Below are 17801 nucleotides of genomic sequence, written 5' to 3' on the forward strand. Positions count from 1 at the left end.
TATGAAAATTATGGAGTTTGCCTATAATCGATGAGAACAGCACTATGCCTACCCCTTCTCCGACTGCATTTTCAAGGATAACTCGCACATCAGGACGCACGAACAGCATACTCACTGTCGCCTTCCCTCTGTTGTTTATCCTAATAGCAACATTATTTTGGAGCGCAGAACGCATTGTCCAACAAGAAACTAAGCGGTTAGAAGTCGATTTTAGGTCACTAATAGGTTATATCAATGAGCAAGAGAAATTTTTAAGATCGCTAAATAAGCAAAACCAAGACCTATCAGAGCTAGTTGAAAGCCGAACTTATGCAATACAAGAGCAATCACTACCAACCAAACTATCATTACACCTACTCGAAGGCAAAGAGTCTTTAGTCGCAATGCCATTCACGCTAGCTTGTGATAAAAGTTTAGAATGCACCAAAGTGCCCAGCATATTATTTTCTCTGGGGGCTTATTTAGCTGATTATTATTCCACGTTTTGGGGGGGATCCTATTTCCCAGCCGCGGCTGTATTTTTTGTCAATGAGCACGACCAAATTAGTATTAGTGTGCCTTCTGTTGGCACTGTGTTAGGAAATGAATCCATATCTCCAAATTTATATTATTCCGTTATTGATAACGTCAGGAAAAATTTACCTGCTATCCATGCTCAGTTTTCAGAATCGCAACCGGCTGACTTAAAACAAATTATTTGGCTACGTCCAGTGCCTTTTGATAATATTCTCATCGGGATTATTCCAGCCGGTTTTGATGAACATTTATGGCAAAATGCTCATATTTCCCCTAAAAATATTTATGCGGTCAGTATGTTAAGCCAAGCTAGGTTAAGTGTGCTGGAACGAATGTTAAATCCCACACTCACCCATCAATTTTGGCTAATTCATACAAAATATGGTCAGTTACTTGGAACAACCCAAGCACCTGAGGAAGAAGCATTAGAAGGTATTTTTTATACCAAAGATGGCCTAGTTCTTAAGCTTTCATCTAAAACTGACGAATGGACGGGATATTATAGAATTAGTTATGCTGCTTTTTTTGAAGACAACCTGTGGTTTCCTATCAGCTTAGTTATTGCACTTTTCTTTAGTTTATTTTGTGGATGGGGATACCACCGCTGGTACCAACGAAAAATATTACAACCCGCAATAGACTCCCAACAAGCCATCTTAGAAAATGAAGCATTTAACCAAGCACTTATCGCAACAACACCTATCGGATTATGTGTAATAGATAAAGAAACCCAGCAGTTACGCTTCGCGAATGAGTTAGCTCGTTACTGGCTAAAAATAACCAATACAGCGCCCCCCCGCGACTCAAATGAATATAATGAATTACTCACCAAGGTTCTTTCTGACACAGAACACGTTAAAACAACTTTAAAATCAGGGGAGCATGTCCTCTATGTTGTGAGTACAGCAACTTATTACCAACAGCGTCCTGTTATTTTATGCGCATTTACTGATATTACCATCCAAGCAGAAACTGAAAAACAACTTGATGATGCTAAACGGCTTGCAGAAGAAGCTAACCGAGCTAAATCGACATTTTTAGCAACAATGAGCCATGAAATACGAACCCCACTTTATGGCCTAATCGGCACGTTAGAATTACTCGCAAATACCTCTCTTTCACCTCAACAAGCTCATTTTATTGAGAGAATATCAACAACGTCCCAATTACTTATGCAATTAATTGGCGATATTTTAGATATTAGCAAAATAGAAGCTAATCAAATTCAAATCCATAATCAGCCATTTGATTTATTAGAATTAGTACAACAAACTGTTCAATTATATCAAGGTATTGCTCAGCAAAAAGGGTTACTCCTATTTGCTATTATTGACCCAAGTGTACAAGCAAATAGAATTGGTGACTCTGCTCGACTGCAACAAATCTTAGGTAATTTACTCAGTAATGCAATTAAATTTACCCACAGGGGTACGGTTACTATTGAACTTAAAAGAAGTAATAATAATATATTAATACGTGTCAGTGATACCGGTGTTGGAATTAGTCCTGAACAACAAATAAAATTATTTGAGCCATTTTATCAAGCTCATTCAGAAATTCATGCCTATGGCGGTACTGGCTTAGGCCTATTTATTTGCTCTAAACTTATTAAATTGATGGATGGGCAAATAAGCTTACAAAGTGAAACTGGGGTTGGTAGCTCGTTTCTCGTGACACTACCTTTAGCGCTCGATATACAGCAACCACATTGGTTACCACTAAAAAATACCAATATTTGGTTACAAACCCCAAACCCATTATTGACTGAAAATATAACACAATGGCTAAAACGTTGGGGAGCTAATGTTTATTTCACAGAAAATAGCCTCCCCATAGATACCTCATCCGTTATTGCTGTCGGCATCTTAATTCCATCGTTTCCTCTGCCGACGCATTGGGATGGACAACAATGGGTAAGCCCTGAGATGAATTTTCGACTATCCGAATTAAATCAGCAGTTATTCTTACTACAAAATAATAAAGAACAGTTACCCCTTATTTGTCCAACATCTCGTATACAAACTCATATGCATAAATATCCGCTTCGCGTTTTAATTGCTGAAGATAACCCCATTAACCAAGTTGTTCTACAAGAGCAGCTTGAATTACTCGGTTGTAAGGTATTTATTGCCAATGATGGTGAAGAAGCGTTGGTAATTTGGGATAACGAAATTGTCGATATCATTCTTACAGACGTTAATATGCCCTATCGTAATGGTTATGAACTCGCACAACAGCTACGCAGTGAAGGTGAAACATGTCCGATTATTGGTGTTACTGCGAATGGATTAAAAGAAGAAGAAGAGCGATGCCTAGAATCTGGAATGGATTCATGGCTTGTAAAACCTATAGAGCTAGAAACCTTAATTCAATTATTCAACCGTTTATTCCCGATTTACTCCTCCTCAACTTTAGAAACGGCCTCCCTAAAAATGATTAACCCACTAAATGGAGAGGATAGAGAAAAAATTATTCATCATTTTATTACCGATATTGCTCAATTTTGCCGAGCTGTCGAAGATAATAATACTGATGAAATAAAGCAGTTATCCCACCGTATCCGTGGCGCATTAATTAGTGTTGAACAACGTGAATTAGCTAATGAGCTTCGGGAGTTTGAGGCATCATTAGATTCACAGGCATCAACACACATTGATACTCAGGTTAACCAGAATATCTGCAATCAATTAGCTAATTGGATAAAAAAAATCAGTCAAATAAATGGTGTGTAAGGCAATAACTGATTAACGCTTGATTATTATCAACACCCAATTTACGCATTGCTGCATTTTTCTGTAAGCTGATAGTTTTATCACTGCGGTTTAATTGCTTTGCAATATCAACAATAGGTTTTCCTTGAACAAAAAGGCGCAATACCTCAAGTTCACGAGGTGATAATGTCTTTACCCTATCATTTAATGTTACCGCATTACGGCTTTTTAATGTCGTTGTCATATCTGCAACAGGAACACGATATTGGCGGCCTTGCCCCGCTAATGTGATAGCCTTCATCAGGTCGCTTAATGGTGCCTCTTTTGACACCACCGCGCTCACCCCCGAATCATATAACATTTGTATAATCATTGGGTTAGAAACCATCGTTAATACAATCACAGCAATATTTGGGTATTGACGACGTAAAAATTGAATATAATTCTGGCCATCGCTAGATTGGGTATTATTAGGCATCATATAATCAGTTACGATCACATCAACCTCATTTTTTTTCAAGAAAGAAAATAGTTCAGCATCCTGAGTGTAGGCACCTAAAATTTCTAAATTCATTGATTGAGAAAGTGTATCTTTCAAACCTGAAAGCACAATGGGATGATCATCAACTAATACTAATTTGAGTTTTTTCATTTAATGATACTCAGCATCAGAATATGTATATTCAATATAACACCATAAAAAAATGTCAATTAACACTCTTAATATGAAACAACAACTCGAACTGTTTTAGAAAACGGACCTGAAGCGATGGTGCTGCCTGCAATCTTGCTTAATGTCGCAGTAAAAGGGACACTAATCGGTGATTGTGGCATGATTTCACCAATACTGTAACTTTCATTATAGTTAATATCAGTTGAATTACGGGTTAATAGCGTTTGTAATCCATTACCCATATCAAGATATTTTCCGCCTAGCACCGTATTATTATTGGGTTCAAAACGAACTGATATATTCAGTCCTGTTTCGCAGTCTTGTGGCACTGACATACCTAAATTAAAAGTTCGGCTAACCACATCTCCCGCATTCATTTGTTTAGGTGAAATCGTATCAAAGTTTACACTTCCCCCATTAGAAGCTGTGATATTCACCGCTGGCGCAGGGCAGAGTAAGGTTAAGTTACCTTTAATTCGCACATAAGTTGGTCCGCCTAAATCCTTACCTAAATAATCCACATGAGTTCCTAATAAAAATAACCCAGTATCAAAAGGTTTAAGAGCATTAGCCCCCTTGTAAACATAGAAGTTATACATAAAAGCAATATTACGTGTAATTCCTGTCTCTGGTTGACTCCAATACCCTAAATAAATATTCGGAACAGTTGGGTTGGTTATCGTTACTGGATTAGGAGATGAAATTGCATTTTGTTGTGTCACACTGACACCACTATTAATCAACAATGTTTTAATTGCACTTGGCATTGTATTCTTAAAGTAAACTGCATTAGCTGTGCTTGATGAACCAGTAAACTCACATCTCACTGATACATATGAGCTCATTGCTGATGTCAATAAGGTACCATTTGCAATTGAAGTACTACTATTTGTAATATCAAAGGTTAATTCTTGTTCTATAGATGTAGCTCCGGAACTCGGTACACAATTATTAACAGCAGCTACTGATTGAAAACTTAGCAAAAATAAAAATAATATAGCGAATGCATTTATTTTTTTCAAAATTAACATAACTTACCTCTTATCCTTTTCATTTGACAAGGAACAAGTTGTATTACATGTATATTTCAATAAGTTTGGTGTTCCATAATCATCAATATAAGTCACAATCATTTTTGGTGATTTCACTTGTTTATCTGATAGTAAATATGTTGCATTGCTATTTGGCTTCACGACAATTTCTTTAAAATCAGGAACTTTAGATTCATTATCATTAACATTAATCACAACAATGTGATAGGGAGTCGGGTTAGTTAATTTTAATGACTTTCCCACTTTCTCCACTTTCAACTCTTTTTGCCAATCATTATTAGGGTATTTTTTCAATTCACTCGGACGATAAAATAATTTAAAACGTGATTGAATGACAATTTCAACTGCATTTTCTAACTTAGTTTTCGGTGGAATGCCCAAGACATTAAAGTAAAATAATGACTCTTGGTTGTTCGGTATTTTCACATCATTTTTTGATAAACTAATTCTAACTTGCTTCTTTTGATTCGCTTCAACACGTTGTAATAAAGGCAAAGCAATCAGTGGTTCTGAAATTTTTTCGCCATTTTCATTCTCGATCCATGATTGAACTAAATAAGGATCTTTTTTATCAATATTTTCAATCACAACGCTAACACCTTTACTTGCTTCATCATAAATAACGCGAGTACGGTCAACAGAAATTGATGCATGTGTGTATGTGCTAATTAAAATTAAAGCACTCATTATTAATTTAAGTTTTTTCATAATTTTCTATTCTTTATTACAGGTTATGTTTTTACTGGTTAAATGACTTTGTTTACCTAGTATAATTCTGCATGACTGGTCACCACTCCATTTAACTATTAATTGTTGATCTGGCTGGAAGCCCGTTAAATAAACTTGCCCTTCCTCTGCAATCATTCCCAATACATTTTTATTATCGGAGCCATAAACTAAAGCACCAAATGGAGGCGTACTGCCGTCAGGGAATTTAATTGTGACTAACGCTTTTTCACCCACTAATGTATTGAGTTTTGAATAACCAACCGCACCATCAGTTAAATTTGATTCAATCACACTGTCATCAATGCTGACATTGTCTGGTACATTATTAAGATCAACATACTGGGTCGACCTATAATAGGTTGGAACATTACTAATTGCGGCTAAACCAAACCCATTCGTGACTGATTCATTTTTATTAATTGATACCCCTTTCGCCTTATCTGTATCAATAACCATACGAGCTTGGTTATCATAAACTCGTCGGTGTAAGACTGGCCCTTGGCTGGTAATGGTCAAAGAGCCGTCTAGAGAACCACTTAATGTATGGTAGTCTTCACCATACGACCCCGTTAGTTGTGCAGTACCATATTGCGTGTCACGATAAACGGATGCGTTCATTGCCGCATTTTCAAAAAAGTCTTTACTTGATAAACCTAAACTAATGTTATTATCATTAATTTTAGAGTTGTAATTAATATTACTATTATATTTCTTATCAATATCATTATAAGAACTAAAATATTGAATCCGTGAATTTCTTTCACCACCAAATGGGACGCTTAACGAAAGGTATGCTTGCTTAGAGCGTTTACCTTTTACGTAGCTACTTTCACCAATTGATAATGATAAAATCGCATTATTTATAAAACTTGTGTTTATTGTTTTATTAAATGATAAATTAAGAGTATTGTTATTTTTTGATTCTTTCCAATAACTTTCCCGAGAGTAACTTAAACTTATATCAGCCTGTAAATCAGGGAGTTGTTGTGTAAAAGAAGTCGTAAATACATTTTTCTGCCGATAATGTGGCGTTAACGGAGTTTCTTTTAAGCTAATATAGTCATTCACTGACATAAAGCCTTCGTTAGAAAACTGATACCCTGTTAAATCCAGTCTACTCGAATTTGAAAAACGTTTTGCATAATTAATACGGTAACTTTCACCAGTATGTAAAGCGACATCCTGTAGTTGGTTTCTCGACTGTGTAATATCAAAAGATATTGCACCAAAGCGTTCCATATTTACCCCAACACCCGCATTATAGGCATGGTATTCATCATTAGAGGTTGCGAAAACACCACCAAAAATAGACAAATTGTTGAGGATCCCCCAAGAGGCTTCAGTTGATATAAAATCATCATTAATGTTTTTATATCCCATTGGGTCTAACCGACCTGCATTTAGTTTATATTGCACCATGCCTGGGCGTGTTAAAAATGGAATATTAGTCGAGGATACTTGGTACTCACGTATAGAGCCGTCTTCCTCTGTAATTTTAACATCAAGAGCCCCCGATAAAGAGGAACTTAAATTATCAATTGAAAAAGGCCCTGGTGCCACTTTCATTTGATTCAAAATACGTCCATTTTGCGATATAGTAACCGTCGCATTACTTGTCGCGGTTCCAGTAACACTCGGTGCATAGCCTCTTAGAGAAGCTGGTAACATGTTCTCATCAGTAAAGACACTAACACCGTTAAAACGTACAGAATCAAATACATTACTTACTGTATAATATTTACCCGCAAAAAATTTTGCAGATAAACTAGGTAAATCTGTAAATAAATAAGTTTGTACCCATTTAAAATTATCATTTTTATTATCATTAAAGTCTTTTTGGTATTGATAATTACTACGGACACGCCAACGCCCTACATTCGCACCAACAGAACCGAATGAGCTAAAATTATTAATGTCTCGAGTATTCTTATATTTAATATAGTTTTCAACAAGGTTGTAATCCAAGACGAGCGCATTAACCCCAACTTCCCGTTGCATAGGCGGAACCCAATTGTCATCAGAATACTGAAAGTAAGCTTGAGGTATTGAAAGCATTAGCTCTTGCTTTTCATCATCGAATCTAGCCTGAATGTTTTTATCCTGTGATGCAAGGTCATAACACTGACCATTTTCCCATGTAGGCACTTCTTTAATAAACTCTTCTTTTAACCCAATAACTTCTACTAAGCTTCTAGAAATACAAGGTTGTATATTTTCATCTTTTCTTAAAAAATTTATTTGATCAAAATAATTAATTCTTCGACCATTTACCGATACATTAGAAAAATAAGAACCTTCACTAATTTTATTTTTCTCAAATGCACTTAAATCGATATTAGTATTACCCAAAATAGATAATGCGTCTTCATTAAATTGAACAGAATCCGCATTAACATAGTAAGTGTAAAACAATAAACTAGATACTAAACTAGTCACTATGTTTTTATTAAAATTGTTCTTTTTCATTAGCCGCAATATTCTATAATGGATTTATTGAATGAACTCATATAACTGAAAATGCTGTGAAGCAATTGCTATACACAGCATAATCAGCAAATATAAGATTTATTATTTTTTTAATATTTTTATATTAATACTTATTGGTAATCTAAAACGTAAGCGACTGTAGATTTAACAGAACCGGCTGTAGCTGCACCTAATGCCTGCATACGAGCAGATAAATTAATAACATTTGTTCCTGCATTTAAGCTTTGCTCAACAGTATCATTTGTTTTTAAATTTGTTCCACTTGCATTTTGGAATAACACACCAACATTGGTAGCAGTACCAGTACTTGCCCATAAGGTGCCTGCTGCATCCATTTGGCCAGTGAATTTAACTGTTACTTTAGAATAATCAGTACCACTTGCAGTAGGGTCCAAAATACAATCCGTTAATTCTAATGTAAAATCAACATTTGGACCTTGTGAACCAGCTGTTTGTAATGATGCCGCTGGAACAGAACCTAATTGAACTTCTTTGTTAACAGAAGAAGGAGCAATAGTACAAGCACCCGTATTCACTGTACCATTAAATTCAATAGTACCACTTCCTACATCCGCAGCGAATGAAGTTGATGCAGCAGTGAATGTTAATGCGATAATTGAAGATGCTAATAGCGTCTTTTTCATTTTAAACCCTTATTTCATGATATTATTAATATATACTAAGGCAATACCTTAGTTGGTACACAGTCATACCAATCGTATTATTGATATAACTAGAATTCAGTTAACTTTATTCGTATCATTATTTTAATGACTTGAGATGTCCGATAACATGTGAAGTAATATAACCACTAACATGAACCGTAAATATAAGGAGATCCTTAAAACAAATACTAATCTTCATTTTTTTTATTTTTTGAATAAAAACCATGACTTAATAATGAATTGTATTCAGAGGTCCAATTTTTTGATTGTTCTAAATCTATATCTTCAAGGAAATAATGAACACTGACTTTAAGGAAGTCTGCAATCATAACTAATGAATCGATATCTATTCTATTAATACCTCGTTCATAGCGAGAAAACTGTTGTTGACTAACATTCAAAGCCATTGCCACTTCAGTTCCCGTTAGTCCATACTCCCTTCTAAGCTTCTTTATTCTGCTCCCTACTATTTTGGCAATAGGATATCTAGCTGCCATTTTTATTTCCTTTCTGAATAATACAAAGTAGATACTGAATAACATAAGAATAACTAACTGCGAGCAATACTAATTAAATAAAATAAAAATAACAAATTCACATACGAGTAATAAATAAAACAAAACATTAATTTTATTTATTAAAATATCTGATTTTTGACTATTAATATATGATTTACCCTTAATATAAGTAAGGTGTATGAAACATTGTCTAGCGAACTCATCATTTTTCGGGTAAATGCCATCATCAAATATGGTTACTTATCTCACATATCCTAAAAATACAGTTTTTTTATCTAACAAATCTTCAATGTGAAATGTTATCGATTAACCAAACGTTAACATTTTCTTTTTGATGGCATTTTATATCCCCAAGATAGAGTGAAACATACATCTATAAAATAATAAGACTTAAAGCTATAAATGGCTAAATTGATTGAAACTATGAAAACAAAAAAGCCCATCATATTCAATATGATGGGCTTTCATGAAATAAGATGAGGTAACGTTAACGGTATGAAAATAATACATTTACAGTATTACTAAATTGCCCTGATTTAATTGGATCATTACTTTTATTCGATAATTCAGCAGTATATTGGTAGCTTCCAGGTCGTTGCTGAGAAATTTGACCTTTATAGTAATACTGGTCAAAGTTGATTTCCTGTCCTAAATTTTTATCCGTAATTGCAATTTGTAACCCATTGTCAAACATCAAATATTTTTTATTCACAACACCACTGTTACTTTGAAAAGCCACGCTAACTTCAAGTGCCGCTTCACAAGTAGAAATAGGCGTTAACGTGATATTAAAATTCTCTTTAACCGTTTTACCATTATTGAATTGCTCAGGAGTAAGCTCTTTAAAATCAACGACTTTATCGCTCATTGTTACTATCGGAGTGGGACAATAGTTAACCAACTTCCCAACTAGACGGATAGTATATAAGTCTCCTATACGTTGCCCTACTCCATCTGTATGATAACCAACAACAAAATTTCCTGTATCAAAAGATTTTAGCTCACCATATCCTCTTTTTAGCGTAAACACATGCCATAACCCAATATTTTGTGTACCTACCCCCCAAGAACCTACTTCTAAACGCGGTGTGTTCGGTGCCGTAATCTCAACAACCTTGCTAAGGCTATAAGAATGTTGATAAACCTGAATACCACTAGATAAGAGATATGCCTTAGTCTGGGCTGGCGTTTGGTTATAAAACCAAATCGTTCTATCCGCTACAGACCCCGAAAAATTACATTCCCATGCCATCATCGAGCGTCCACTGCCTAACTCAGTGCCTATAGGAATAGGACCAGGAGTTGTATTCATATCAATCGATATCAAAGGTAGAGGAAACCAGGCATTCCCACTGCCAGGTTTACAATTTACCCCCGCATAAGACGACGCTCCTGAGAGTAATAATAAAGACCCTAATATGCCTTTAATCAGTCTTTTCTTGTGATCTTTTTTTGTATGATTAAAGCTTTTCATTTATTTTTTCGCCTGTGGCAATAACTGGCAAGACTGTGATGAATCACATTGGTATTTATTAAACTTTAACCCACCAAAGTCATCAATATAAGCAACCTCAAAACTGTTCCAAGATGGATTTTTTAATGTGACAACAGCATCACTGAAAGGTGCAACGACAGTTTCTGGAAATTGGTTATCCTTGCTTCTATCCACATTAATATTCGTAACAATAATATTAAATGGTGTTGGGTTAGTTAATTTTAAACTTCCACCTTGCTTAGCGACCTTAAGATCCTGTTGAAAATCTTTATCCGCAGACAATGGGTAATTAATTCCCTTTGGGCGATAGAACAGTTTCAACCGTGATTGGATGGTAAACTGCACCACATTCGCTTCTTTGCCTTGCGGTGGGATCCCAAGAACATTGAAATATAATAAACTTTCTCTATCTTGCGGTAAGGTATTCAGCCCTTCCATATGCGTAATTTTAATTTGTTTTTTCTGTAGCGGCCCTATTTTCTGTAAAAAGGGAAGTGCCACTAAAGAGTTTGTTAATTTATCGCCTTTGGCGGTTTCTATCCATGTCTGTGCTAAAAATGATGATGTTTTATCTTGGTTATCAACGACTACACTCGTACCGCCATCCGCTTGATTCAAAATAATACGAGTCCGGTCAAGCCCTAATACTGCTTGGGCTTGCGTCATTACGCCAGATAATAAAACAACCGAAATTACCTTTTTAAAGAATGTCATTTTTCACCCATTTTTTCGTTATTTTACTGATTGCACATGATGGCATCACTGCTTTTTACCAGAATACTGTCGGCAGAGAAGTTGCATGACTTTCCTTCTCCCCAACTGATACTTAACTGGTCGCCCATATTTAACCCTGTTAAGTAAACAATACCGGATTCTGCAATGATCCCAGAAACTTTATTATTCGAGGTATTTGTCACCACTGCACCCAGTGGTGGGTATTGGCCATTCACCAATTTAATGCGTGAAATTAATGATTTGCCGATGTCAGCATCCATTTTGATATAACCAATAGCGCCATCCGTTAATGCCGTTTCTAAAACGTTATCCTCAACGTTAACAGTATCTGGTAAGTTGTTGACATCCACTTTGTATTCCATATTGTAATAAGTCGGTACATTACTGATGGTCGCTAACCCAAGGCCGTTGGTGATAGCATGGCTATTTTCAATGATGACACCTTTCGCTTTAGGGACATCAACCACTAAGCGAGATTGGTCACGATACGTTAATCGATGCGCTGAAATACCATGTTGTGTCGCTGTAATTGAACCACTCACCATAATACTCGCTGAATTCATTGAGTCCGATAATGCCCCGCTCATTTGCAACTGCCCTGTATCACCACTGTGTGAAATAAACGCATTCACACTTCCTTGAGATAAACCGTCTTGAGTTGATGCTGTCAGGTTATAGTTTGTATCTTTATTCACATAATTACTGTAGTTGACATTATTAGTATAGCGCTTATCTTGATCACTATAAGAAGCAAAGTAAGAAATTGAGGCATTTTGGCTTTCAGTCTGTAATGGCCGACTTACCGATAAATAAATTTGATTATCCGTTTTATCAAGGGAGTTACGCGATTGATTTAAAGATAAAGAAACGTTCCCCCCTTTCATAAATCCTTCATCAAAAAATTTATTTAATCCAATACTAAAATAGTTGTTTTGTTTGCCATTCCAATAAGTTTTACGTGATGCAGTGATATTCGCACTTGCATTCATAAAATGTAATTGCTGTGCATATGACAGTGAAAATACATGTTTATCTTTATCCAATTCACCTTGCGATTTATCACTAAAATTCTTTTCAACAAAATTAGATAATGAATTAAACGTACGGTCAGCAAAGCGGTAACCAGTTAAAGTTAATTGCCCATCAATACTCGGTAAATTTTTAGCGTAATTAATACGATAGCTCTTTCCTGTTTCTCTTGTACCCACATCGGCATATGATTGGGTTACATCAACAGAAAGAGCACCTAAGAAACCTAAGTTTTGGCCAACACCAAGGTTGATTGCACGATATTGATTATTTGATGTAGCAACCAGGCCCCCAAACACTGAAGTGTTATTAAGAATCCCGATAGAATTTTCAACTGTTATAAAATTCTTATCGATATTTTCATTATTTTCTGGCGAAAGTTGCCCTAAATTCATGGTATAGCGCACTTGGCCTTTACGGGTCAAAAATGGAATATTCGTGGTAGTGTATTGGAACGTAGTTTCTTTACCATTATCTTCGGTCACAGTAACATCAATTGTACCCATCACAGACTGGCTCAAATCTTTAATAACAAAAGGCCCTGCGGGTACTTTGATTTGGCTAATAATTCGCCCATTTTGAGATAAAGTCACGGTCGCATTCGATGCAGCAACACCAGTGATTTGCGGTGCATACCCTCTAAGGTTAGGAGGCATCATACTTTCGTCAGTAAAGACACTGATCCCTTTAAAGCGTACACTATCAAACAAATCAGATTTAATATAAATCTCGCCGACAAATAATTTTGCCGATAAACTCGCCATATCTCTGAATGCATAAATTTGGTCCCATTCAAAGCGGCTTTTTTTATCATTACTGCTGTTAACGAGCTTATTTTCATATTGATAATTCGCACGTAAACGCCACTCAGCAAGGTTAGCACCCACATTACCAAATGCGCTGAGGTTATTACGATTACCAGAACCTTTTCGGTAAAAATTATTATCACTAACCGTATAATCTAAAATTAAACCAGCAATACCGTAGTCACGTAACTCAGGACTAACCCAAGATGAATACATCGCTGCAAGGTATTTTTGTGGAATAGAGATTGTCAAAATTTGATCGCTGTCATTAAAATCGACAGTGACATTTTTATCCAACGCACTAATATTGATACAATGGTCTTCTTCCGAAGATAGTAATATTTCTTTTGCATCTTCAGTTAATGGAAAGCGTTTAATAACACTCTCTGTAATACAAGGTTCAATTATTCCATCATGGCTAATAAATTTAATTTTCTCGCCACGTAAAATTCTTTTTCCATTTAAAACAATATCTGTCTCATACAAACCTTCACTAAAGTTATTTTTTTCAAAATAGCTTAAGTCAATATTATCATCGACAGATAAATTTAGTGCATTTATATTAAATGTTTCTGCATTAGAATATCCACCACATACAAGAAGTGAAATGATATAACAAATATTTTTTTTCTTAAAATACATGATTTCACTCTTTTAATTAAAAAATGCAGAGAAAAGGCTTTACGCCAAAAAGGCGTAAAGCAATTGGCAAGTAAATAAAGATGATATTACTCGTAGCTTAATACATAGTTCGCAACAGAATTAATACTACCTGCTGTCGCTGCACCTGTTGATTCTACTTGGGCAGATAAAATAATTGTTGTTTCTGCTTCTTTTAATTTTTGCTCTAAAACATCACCAGGTTTGATTGCTTTTCCATCATTATTAAAGAATGCTACGGCAATATTATCTGCACTACCTGTATTTGCCCATAAAGTTGATTTAGTTGCATCTGGTTGTCCATTAAATGCAATTTTAACTTTAGAATAAGGTGTTCCTGGTGTACCTGAATCTAACTGGCAATCTTGTAATTTTAATTCAAAAGCATTTAGTGGACCTGTTTTACCTGCAGCTCCTAAGTTTGCAGCTGAAATACTACCTAATTGAACTTCTTTATTTATATCTGAAGGTGCGATAGTACATGCACCACTATTAACTGTACCTTTAAATGTAATTTTACCTGAACCAGCATCCGCAGCCATTGCAGAAATAGAAGTTGTTGTTAGTGCCAAGAAAACTGCGATTAATGTTTTATTCATCTTGCATACCTTATTAGTTAATAATTAATTTCTAGGAATTTATTTAATTTCTAGGGGTTTATTTAATTTCTGAACGAGATGAATAATACTCAGCATTCGAGTTAAATAATACAACTGAACTGTGTATTTAAGCTGTAGAGTGTAACTAAACATAAAAATCATAACTAATTGAAATTTAATAAATAACACATCACCCCTCTTGTCATTTAAAGTTAAAATCCTGATGGTCATATAAAAAAACACGAACAAATCAGAATAAAAATCTGCCATATAATAAATAATAAGCATTAAATTTAGAAATAAACAAAAAATAAAGGATTTAAATTGAAAAAAGGAAAAATGCAAATTAAAACATCATAAATACTCTAAAAATGCACTTATAGAGACATTTATTTACATCCATTCAAGATTCTGTTACCAATTCAATAAAAAATAAAGTATCAATCCATCCTAATATAAGTAAACCTTTTATAAATCAATAAACTAAACTATGAGTAAATATTTCAATACATCCTCTTTTATAATTTAATTTAAGCTATTTACTCAAAAAGAATCTCGTTCATTCTCTTTTTTATGTAAAAATAAAAATAAAAAACCAATTAATACAATGAGATATTGACATTTTATTTTAATCATAAAAAAGCTGCCTTAATAAGCAGCTTTTTTAGTTTTATATAAAGAAAATAAACTGTACTTAACTTCCCGGCGTGAAATAAATTGGTGAGCCAGGACCGACAGGGATGCCCAACACAAATACCCAGACAATAAAGAACAATGACCAGCCGATCAGGAAAATGATTGAATATGGCAACATCATTGAAACTAATGTTCCTATTCCTGCATCCTTCTTATATTTCACAACAATCGCCATAATTAAACCAAAGTAACTCATCATCGGCGTAATAATATTCGTGACCGAGTCGCCGATACGATACGCGGCTTGGATAGTTTCTGGCGCGTAGCCCGCCAACATCAACATAGGTACGAAGATAGGTGCAGTGACAGCCCATTGTGCGGATGCAGAGCCAATCATTAAGTTAATGAATGCGCAGATAAGAATAAAGCCAATAAACAGTACACCACCATGAAGGTCAATACTATTTAAGAAGTTGGCACCTTTAACCGCAATAACTTGCCCGATGTTTGTCCAACTAAAGAAAGCAACAAATTGCGCAGCAAAGAAAATAATAACCAAATATAAGCCAAGCGTGCTCATCGCACCAGCCATTGCATCCACGATATCCTTATCAGAGCGCATGGTTTTAGCAATATAGCCATACACAATACCGGGGACAGCAAAGAAGACAAAAATAAAGACCACTATCCCTTTTAAGAACGGCGAGTTACTCACTAACCCAGTGTCTTGGTTACGTAATATTCCATTTTCTGGTACTACCATTAATGCCAAAAGTGCTGCCAATCCCCAAAAAGTCACAGATGCCCAAAATAAGGCTTTTTTCTCTAACGGAGTGACATTTGCCGAGGCATAGAGGCTATTTTCATCATCATCTACTGCACCGCCGGTGTATGGGCCAAGCTGTGGCTCAACAATTTTTTCAGTGATCAAATAACCTAAAATAGTGATTAAAAACGTACTGGCAAACATAAAGTACCAGTTTGCTTCTGCGCCCACGATATAAGTTGGATCAATGATTTGTGCGGCTTGTTGAGTGATACCTGACAATAACGGGTCAACCGTGCCTAATAATAAGTTTGCTGAATAACCTCCAGAAACACCAGCAAATGCCGCAGCAAGGCCGGCTAAAGGGTGACGACCTAATGAATGAAAAATGATAGCTGCGAGCGGAATAAGTACCACATAACCTAACTCTGCCGCGGTATTTGACATGATCCCAGCAAACACGATCGCCATTGTGGTTAATTTTCGAGGGGCTTTGGTGACCACCAAACGCATGGCTGCGGAAAGTAAACCTGCTCGTTCAGCAATCCCCACCCCTAATAATGCGACGAGTACCGTTCCTAACGGTGCGAAGCCTGTAAAATTGGTGACGACATTCGCAATAATTTTTCGGATCCCTTCGGCATCCAATAAACTCACAATATGAATAATACCATCTTCTGCGCGCCCTTTTGCACCTTCGGGACGAGGGTCTGGCACGCTGACACCGAAGTACTGACCAATTGCTGAGGAAACTAATAAAATCGCAATTAAAATAATAAATAAAATAACAGGATGTGGTAGAGCATTACCTAACCACTCAACCGTTCTTAAAAAACGGCTTCCCTCTTGCTTTTTTTGTTCCATATTTTCTCCTTATAAACAAGAAAAACGGACATTACACAATGTTTTTACTTTTTGCTATTTACAAATAGATAACTCTAAATCAACAAAATTCATGCAAATCAGATATAAAATTCAACATAATTAGGACCAACTCATTTTTATTAGCTATTAATATTATTAATTTAGTTAAAGTGGGTAATTACAACCAAAATAATTCTGGTAAATTAATTTTGATAAGTGTGGTCAACATAACAATTTTTATATTATCTATGGCTTTTTTTCGTCATTTATCACTAATTAAATATCATTTTTTAGCAGTTTTATTTTATATAAATTGTAAAACCCTTATTTATTAACACTCGATAAAACCTTGCTTATAATTCGGAATAACAAACCTAATAAAGAATAATCTGCCAATTTATTTATATTGATATGGAAGGTTATAATAGTAAAAAAACAACTCATGGAGCCTCTATTATGTCAGTTATCGACCTTTGGGCTGAACGCCACATTCAAGAATCACTAAGCAGAGGTGAACTTTCAAATTTAGCTGGGGAAGGAAAAGCTTTGCAGCTTGAAGATGATAGTCTGGTTCCGCCTGAGCTCAGGGCTGGGTATCGGATATTGAAAAACTCAGGTTATTTACCTGCAGAATTACAGCAAAGAAAAGATGTACTGACACTTAGCCACATGATACAAAGCCTATCAGTGAATGACCCAAATTATACATCAATGAGTAAGCAGCTGGCTTTGCTTGAATTAAAGCTCAAGCAAGCCAATATCAATACCGATTTTTTACATGGCAACTATGCAGATCCAATTTCTAAGCAAATAAATAATAAACCAAATAGCAAATAAACTTATGTCAAATAGTAAGTGAG

At 35.3% G+C, this 17801-nt stretch carries 13 protein-coding genes; 2 read left to right on the top strand and 11 right to left on the bottom strand.

Features of this window, described 5'->3' with window-relative positions; genetic code table 11:
- Positions 1-44 precede the first annotated feature (44 nt).
- Positions 45-3248, top strand: a complete 3204-nt coding sequence (locus PSE60_RS01685) for an ATP-binding protein (protein WP_272664394.1) — start codon at positions 45-47, stop codon at positions 3246-3248.
- On the opposite strand, the gene PSE60_RS01690 is transcribed toward PSE60_RS01685, so the two are convergent.
- The 11 genes from PSE60_RS01690 to PSE60_RS01740 all read right to left on the bottom strand — a co-directional run bounded on the left by PSE60_RS01690 (position 3226) and on the right by PSE60_RS01740 (position 16941).
- Positions 3226-3879, bottom strand: a complete 654-nt coding sequence (locus tag PSE60_RS01690; protein WP_206083458.1) for a response regulator transcription factor — start codon at positions 3877-3879, stop codon at positions 3226-3228. The two genes, PSE60_RS01685 and PSE60_RS01690, sit on opposite strands and share 23 nt — an antisense overlap.
- Positions 3880-3947: 68 nt before the next feature.
- Complete coding sequence (locus PSE60_RS01695) at positions 3948-4931, bottom strand: fimbrial protein (protein ID WP_210840181.1); 984 nt, start codon at positions 4929-4931, stop codon at positions 3948-3950.
- 3 nt (positions 4932-4934) lie between these two features.
- Positions 4935-5660: a fimbrial biogenesis chaperone gene (locus tag PSE60_RS01700; protein ID WP_109912634.1), complete on the bottom strand. Its 726-nt coding sequence runs from the start codon at positions 5658-5660 to the stop codon at positions 4935-4937.
- Positions 5661-5666: 6 nt separating this feature from the next.
- Positions 5667-8147, bottom strand: a complete 2481-nt coding sequence (locus tag PSE60_RS01705) for a fimbria/pilus outer membrane usher protein (protein ID WP_272664395.1) — start codon at positions 8145-8147, stop codon at positions 5667-5669.
- Between the two features lie 131 nt (positions 8148-8278).
- Positions 8279-8812: a fimbrial protein gene (locus PSE60_RS01710; RefSeq protein WP_004258955.1), complete on the bottom strand. Its 534-nt coding sequence runs from the start codon at positions 8810-8812 to the stop codon at positions 8279-8281.
- Positions 8813-9021: 209 nt separating this feature from the next.
- Positions 9022-9330, bottom strand: coding sequence for a helix-turn-helix domain-containing protein (locus tag PSE60_RS01715; protein ID WP_210840283.1), 309 nt, complete (start codon positions 9328-9330; stop codon positions 9022-9024).
- Positions 9331-9838: 508 nt separating this feature from the next.
- On the bottom strand, positions 9839-10825 hold the full coding sequence (locus PSE60_RS01720) for a fimbrial protein (RefSeq protein WP_272664396.1): 987 nt from the start codon (positions 10823-10825) through the stop codon (positions 9839-9841).
- Positions 10826-11560 carry a fimbrial biogenesis chaperone gene (locus PSE60_RS01725; RefSeq protein WP_272664397.1) on the bottom strand — a complete coding sequence of 245 codons (735 nt, stop codon included), beginning with the start codon at positions 11558-11560 and terminating at the stop codon, positions 10826-10828. It lies immediately after the preceding gene.
- Positions 11561-11583: 23 nt separating this feature from the next.
- Positions 11584-14058: a fimbria/pilus outer membrane usher protein gene (locus tag PSE60_RS01730; RefSeq protein ID WP_272664398.1), complete on the bottom strand. Its 2475-nt coding sequence runs from the start codon at positions 14056-14058 to the stop codon at positions 11584-11586.
- Positions 14059-14144: 86 nt separating this feature from the next.
- On the bottom strand, positions 14145-14675 hold the full coding sequence (locus PSE60_RS01735; protein ID WP_115167985.1) for a fimbrial protein: 531 nt from the start codon (positions 14673-14675) through the stop codon (positions 14145-14147).
- A 694-nt stretch (positions 14676-15369) separates the two neighbouring features.
- The gene (locus tag PSE60_RS01740; protein WP_210840512.1) at positions 15370-16941 is read right to left on the bottom strand and encodes an AbgT family transporter; all 1572 of its coding nucleotides are present in this window, start codon (positions 16939-16941) and stop codon (positions 15370-15372) included.
- A gap of 456 nt (positions 16942-17397) precedes the next feature.
- On the opposite strand from PSE60_RS01740, the gene PSE60_RS01745 reads away from it, so the two are divergent.
- Positions 17398-17778, top strand: coding sequence for a DUF1992 domain-containing protein (locus PSE60_RS01745; RefSeq protein WP_272664399.1), 381 nt, complete (start codon positions 17398-17400; stop codon positions 17776-17778).
- Positions 17779-17801 lie beyond the last annotated feature (23 nt).

Source organism: Providencia sp. PROV174, from assembly GCF_028480685.1.
Taxonomy (GTDB): Bacteria; Pseudomonadota; Gammaproteobacteria; order Enterobacterales; family Enterobacteriaceae; genus Providencia; species Providencia rettgeri.

Excerpts from the sequence above, each read along its gene's own strand:
- PSE60_RS01740 (WP_210840512.1), bottom strand. The coding sequence starts at position 16,941 with ATGGAACAAAAAAAGCAAGAGGGAAGCCGTTTTTTAAGAACGGTTGAG.
- PSE60_RS01720 (WP_272664396.1), bottom strand. The coding sequence starts at position 10,825 with ATGAAAAGCTTTAATCATACAAAAAAAGATCACAAGAAAAGACTGATT.
- PSE60_RS01715 (WP_210840283.1), bottom strand. The coding sequence starts at position 9,330 with ATGGCAGCTAGATATCCTATTGCCAAAATAGTAGGGAGCAGAATAAAG.
- PSE60_RS01730 (WP_272664398.1), bottom strand. The coding sequence starts at position 14,058 with ATGTATTTTAAGAAAAAAAATATTTGTTATATCATTTCACTTCTTGTA.
- PSE60_RS01700 (WP_109912634.1), bottom strand. The coding sequence starts at position 5,660 with ATGAAAAAACTTAAATTAATAATGAGTGCTTTAATTTTAATTAGCACA.
- PSE60_RS01695 (WP_210840181.1), bottom strand. The coding sequence starts at position 4,931 with ATGTTAATTTTGAAAAAAATAAATGCATTCGCTATATTATTTTTATTT.
- PSE60_RS01725 (WP_272664397.1), bottom strand. The coding sequence starts at position 11,560 with ATGACATTCTTTAAAAAGGTAATTTCGGTTGTTTTATTATCTGGCGTA.
- PSE60_RS01690 (WP_206083458.1), bottom strand. The coding sequence starts at position 3,879 with ATGAAAAAACTCAAATTAGTATTAGTTGATGATCATCCCATTGTGCTT.
- PSE60_RS01745 (WP_272664399.1), top strand. The coding sequence starts at position 17,398 with ATGTCAGTTATCGACCTTTGGGCTGAACGCCACATTCAAGAATCACTA.
- PSE60_RS01685 (WP_272664394.1), top strand. The coding sequence starts at position 45 with ATGCCTACCCCTTCTCCGACTGCATTTTCAAGGATAACTCGCACATCA.
- PSE60_RS01735 (WP_115167985.1), bottom strand. The coding sequence starts at position 14,675 with ATGAATAAAACATTAATCGCAGTTTTCTTGGCACTAACAACAACTTCT.
- PSE60_RS01710 (WP_004258955.1), bottom strand. The coding sequence starts at position 8,812 with ATGAAAAAGACGCTATTAGCATCTTCAATTATCGCATTAACATTCACT.
- PSE60_RS01705 (WP_272664395.1), bottom strand. The coding sequence starts at position 8,147 with ATGAAAAAGAACAATTTTAATAAAAACATAGTGACTAGTTTAGTATCT.